This is a genomic window from Christensenella sp. (assembly GCF_034927525.1).
Lineage (GTDB): Bacteria > Bacillota > Clostridia > Christensenellales > Christensenellaceae > Christensenella.
In genome coordinates, this window is sequence record NZ_JAYFPU010000207.1 from 1 (window position 1) to 4,179 (window position 4,179).

A 4,179-nucleotide genomic window follows, 5' to 3' on the forward strand; every position below is an offset into this window, starting at 1 on the left:
GATCTTGCTTGCCGCCATCCCACACACACCCAAAATCGCCGCAAATAATCACGTAATCGGATTTTGTAAGCCCATTTTGTTCGGGGAAGCCTTTATCCGAAAGCCTTTCAATACCATGGGAAGCGTGAATATCTCCTGTAAGATAAATCATGAGGCGTTCCTCCTTATGAGTAGTTTTAATAATCGTTTTTATATGTTCATCTTACCTGAGAAAAATACTTTCAGATGAAAAAACGCCAAAGCGTGGATTTACACTTTGGCGTTTCAATATAATGATGTATGCAGACCGCAGAGAATTCGGCAAGGCTATTTGGGCTTATCAAGTGTTCTTGGGTCAATCAGTCCGACCAGATAGCTATTATTAGAAAATAAATCGTCTACGGCCTTAGATCCTCGGCTTTGCGTCCCCGGCTTTTGCCGGGTTTGCCCTTGGCTTATTTATTTGTGTCCGTTATCTACCTTTGTAGGTCTAACCATCAAAAAAACCAAAACACCCCCAGCTACAATCAGAACAAGCGGGCCGACACCCATTCCAACTTCCTTCTCCAGTGCGCTGAAATACGGAAAGCCAGGTAAATATCGTATCTGCACGGTTGATGTGCCATCTGCCTTTAGATATACTCCATCCCCAATTTGCTTTGTGAATCCATTTATTTCTTTGCCATCGGGCAGCGTAAAGGTGTAGCTGATGTTGTAAGTGTATCGGCCAGGCTTGATGTCGGTTAGTTCCCCGCCTTCACGTCGAATATGGGTTATAACGGCTTTCTCCGGCTCACCGATGATACCTAGCGCAATTTTGCCAGCTCCCCAAAGGATGAGCGCCGCTCCCAATAGTGTAATGAAAATCCTTGGCAAGAGCTTTCTTTTCATCTGTCGTCTCCCTTCTTAGGAAGCGGTATATTCCGGCGCACAAAAGATTCAACCTGCTCATAATTTTCACCTGTGCAAAACAGCGCAATCTGTTCCGTCCAGCCACCCCGCAAAAGGATGGTGCAGCTTTTGGGTTTGTATTTCACCTTTGTGATGCGGTTCCACCGGAGAGAAACTTCTTGCCGTGATTGCGCCAGCATCCCCGCGCCTGCGGCGGCGGTCTTGCCGGAAAGCAGGCTCAGCATCACGGTCAAAGTGTTGACGATCCGGTTCTTTCTTGCCTGCTTTGCTTGCGTCCGGCAGAGGACGCATTTCCCGTCCAGTACGAACTCCGCCTCGTATTTGCCCCTGTAGAACGCCATGACAAAAAGCCATGTCAGGATCAGCAGCGCGGCGATGAACCCGAGCGCATACAGGGTATCCCGGCTTCTCCCTGATACAAGTACAATGACAAGAGCGACCAAACCGAAGGGGATACCGATGGCAAGCCCGAGCTGTTTCAAAATAACCGTATTCTTAAATATGGGTACGCTGATTTCCCAGCGAACCGCTTCCTGTATATCGCTCATCATTCTCACCCCTTGTCCGCTCAGACACTCAATCAGGAGATCTGCTTCCACTCATAAACGTAGTACGTGCCGGAATTGGTGCCGCCTGTACACAGTTCTTCCCGATATCCTTCTAAGTAACCGGCGTGGATGACGGCGGAAATGGTTCCGCTGACCTAGAAAACATTTTTCTCCTTGTATTTTACATTCGATCAATCCGACCAGATAGCTATCATCGGAAAACAAATCGTCGATACGCATCAGGTATAACCGTTCCTGCGCATTGGCATAATTCTTCCATTCTTGATCAAGATACGGACTAGTATAAAGCTGATACAGTATAGCCATGCAAGTTTTGTTTTGAAGCGTAACCCGCTCACGCGCCATACTATGCGGCACCGCAAAGGTTTCCATCATATCGAGAAACTCGCTGTTTACAACCGTGGCAATGTCTTCGACATCATATGGATTATCTGTGCTTACAGGCAAGCCCCGATGCTGCCGCAGCACTGCGTCATACGCATGGTACGGTAGATTCAGTTCATGTGGACGCAGGAAATCAAGCCTTTCCAATGCTTCTGTACGATCCTCTGGATGCACGGACAATGCCTGTGCCAGATCTGTTTCAAGTTCGTAGGACGGATCAGGGCCGTCACTGGACTTCCTTTCATTAAAATCATCAAATGGCTCCAAGTCGATCTCGGCTCGGTTATGCGCTGAAAAATCATGTTTTTCCGCAAGAGCCTTTTGATAAATCAACAGCTCGCGTGTCATATAATCAAGCCGACGGTCATTCGTGTCCATATTGCGCAGGGCCGATATATTCTGAGTTCGGCGCAGCAGGTCAGCAATGAGCTGCATGTGCTTGCGCCATTTACTGCGGCGGCAGCAGTGCAGCTTTTTCTGTGCCAGTTCCAGGCATTTGAGCCGCATGGCCATAGCGTGAATCTCATCCTCCGCATCGTCACAGGCCCATGCCGCGCAAAGATAGGCACGCAACGCGCCGGTAGCGTCCCGGACATGTTCGCAATACAGCGCCCGTTTATGAAAGGCATGTGCGAAAAAAGGCAGACTTGCATCCACCCCGCTATAAATATGACGCAGGGTTTCTTTGGCGGCACATGGCCATATGCGTAGATTTTTTACCACATACCCGCAGTTTGGACACTCCATCAACCAATATTTCATCGTTGAGCGCAGCATCGGAGCTGGACGAAAATCCAAGTCAGACTCACCGAACAGGCTGTATGAGGTCAATATAGCCTGTTTGCTTTCTATGCCACAAACGGCACATCGAATTGAAATCTCTTTTATTGTACTCATCTTATTGACCAACCTTTACCGATACTTTCGCTGTTCGGGCGGCGGTTCACCACCATTCCTCATCAATTCTCTGACCTTTTGCGAGAAAGTGCAGATGGGTATTACGTTCCATAATCGCAGAGATCACTTTTTCCGCGTCCGCATCCATTTCGGAGGCGTCCCACAATTTGTCCCCCTTACGGCAGGCATACTTACGATGTGCAATGTACCGAATATAATCGCTCACATCCTCAATTGCGATTTTGGCAAGCAGGGTTTTATCCGTCAGCTTTCTTACGGCCTCATAACGCAGCTCGTCTACATGTTCTGTCTGAGCGATGCGGGAGAGCATTTCTTGATTTTTCAGTTTATAAATGGCCGCAATACGCACCTCGATATAGGGGCTTTTCTTCCATAACTGAAAAAGCCGGATATCTCTTTTTGTCCGTTGCACAATTTTAAGCTGATGCGCCTCAATCCGGCTATCCCAATCAAGCCCTTTGAATAAACACTGCCACATACGCATTCACCTTCCAAAGTTCACCGCTTAACGTATAGACGCCTTGGATACCGATAACTTTCACAACGCTTCTTGGTCAGTTTACCGTGCCACTGCCGCCGCAAACCGGGCAATGTGTCCAACGGCTCTTGGGTATTTGCTGCCACCGTCCATTGACCATAACCTGATCAAAATACTGCTCGTTATACCCACCGGCTCCGCCGCACTTCGAGCAACGGTGTTCTCCTTCGGTTATTACCTGACTGGAGCCGCCCTGTTCAAGCACGCTGACATCAACGCCGACAAGCCCCGATATTGATGCATCCACGACGATATCAGTTTCCAGGGTCGCCGCGCTTCGGTCATCGCTGAAATCCACAATACTGCTGTCTGAAAGCTGCATCAGGAAGAAACTGGGGACATATAAAGCCCCGTCAACCACAACAGGAACAACTTTGGTGTCCACGGCAGAAATTGTCTTGCTGCCGTAGGTCAGCGTAGGCGAATCTGCGAATACCTTAATGAGAGCATTGTTAATTACCGTTGCACAGGCGCTCTTATCTTCATTTGTCAGGCAGGCCACGCCAAAACAGTTCAGCACGTCCTCAATCGGATAATAGCCGCCGTTTGGCTCATCCGGGAGTGTAAAGGGGTAGTTTTCCGTCTCGACCTCTGTGCCGTTTATCACCAAACGGTAGCGTGTGCGCCCTTCATCGTCTTCAAAGGGGAACGAAACTCCGGGATTTGATTCTTCGGTCTGTAAGGCTGCGCTCGGTTGCGCGGGCTGTTCCGTTATCGACGCAGTCGGTTCGTTTTCAATGATACCTGTTGAACCGCATGAACACAGCGACAGGCATAGGATCAATATCAATCCGATAAAAAATGGTCGTTTCATTGATTGTCCTCCTGTTCAATATTTTCTACGCAGGCATTTCGTATCCCATCACAGAGCTTCGCTTT

5 protein-coding genes and 1 riboswitch are annotated in these 4,179 nt (G+C 48.7%); all 5 genes read right to left on the reverse strand.

Annotated features, from left to right (window positions below; genetic code table 11):
• Positions 1–330 precede the first annotated feature (330 nt).
• Positions 331–438, reverse strand: a riboswitch (cyclic di-GMP riboswitch).
• Complete coding sequence (locus VB081_RS08630; protein WP_323400419.1) at positions 439–870, reverse strand: hypothetical protein; 432 nt, start codon at positions 868–870, stop codon at positions 439–441.
• Positions 867–1,442, reverse strand: a complete 576-nt coding sequence (locus VB081_RS08635) for a hypothetical protein (RefSeq protein ID WP_323400420.1) — start codon at positions 1,440–1,442, stop codon at positions 867–869. Before VB081_RS08635 ends, VB081_RS08630 begins: the two co-directional genes overlap by 4 nt.
• 48 nt (positions 1,443–1,490) lie before the next feature.
• Positions 1,491–2,741: a hypothetical protein gene (locus VB081_RS08640; RefSeq protein ID WP_323400421.1), complete on the reverse strand. Its 1,251-nt coding sequence runs from the start codon at positions 2,739–2,741 to the stop codon at positions 1,491–1,493.
• 46 nt (positions 2,742–2,787) lie between these two features.
• Complete coding sequence (locus VB081_RS08645) at positions 2,788–3,240, reverse strand: hypothetical protein (RefSeq protein ID WP_323400422.1); 453 nt, start codon at positions 3,238–3,240, stop codon at positions 2,788–2,790.
• 76 nt (positions 3,241–3,316) lie between these two features.
• A complete protein-coding gene (locus tag VB081_RS08650; protein WP_323400423.1) occupies positions 3,317–4,114 on the reverse strand; it encodes a hypothetical protein in 798 nt (265 codons plus the stop codon).
• Between the last annotated feature and the right edge of the window lie 65 nt (positions 4,115–4,179).

Excerpts from the sequence above, each read along its gene's own strand:
- VB081_RS08630 (WP_323400419.1), bottom strand. The coding sequence starts at position 870 with ATGAAAAGAAAGCTCTTGCCAAGGATTTTCATTACACTATTGGGAGCG.
- VB081_RS08635 (WP_323400420.1), bottom strand. The coding sequence starts at position 1,442 with ATGATGAGCGATATACAGGAAGCGGTTCGCTGGGAAATCAGCGTACCC.
- VB081_RS08650 (WP_323400423.1), bottom strand. The coding sequence starts at position 4,114 with ATGAAACGACCATTTTTTATCGGATTGATATTGATCCTATGCCTGTCG.
- VB081_RS08640 (WP_323400421.1), bottom strand. The coding sequence starts at position 2,741 with ATGAGTACAATAAAAGAGATTTCAATTCGATGTGCCGTTTGTGGCATA.
- VB081_RS08645 (WP_323400422.1), bottom strand. The coding sequence starts at position 3,240 with ATGTGGCAGTGTTTATTCAAAGGGCTTGATTGGGATAGCCGGATTGAG.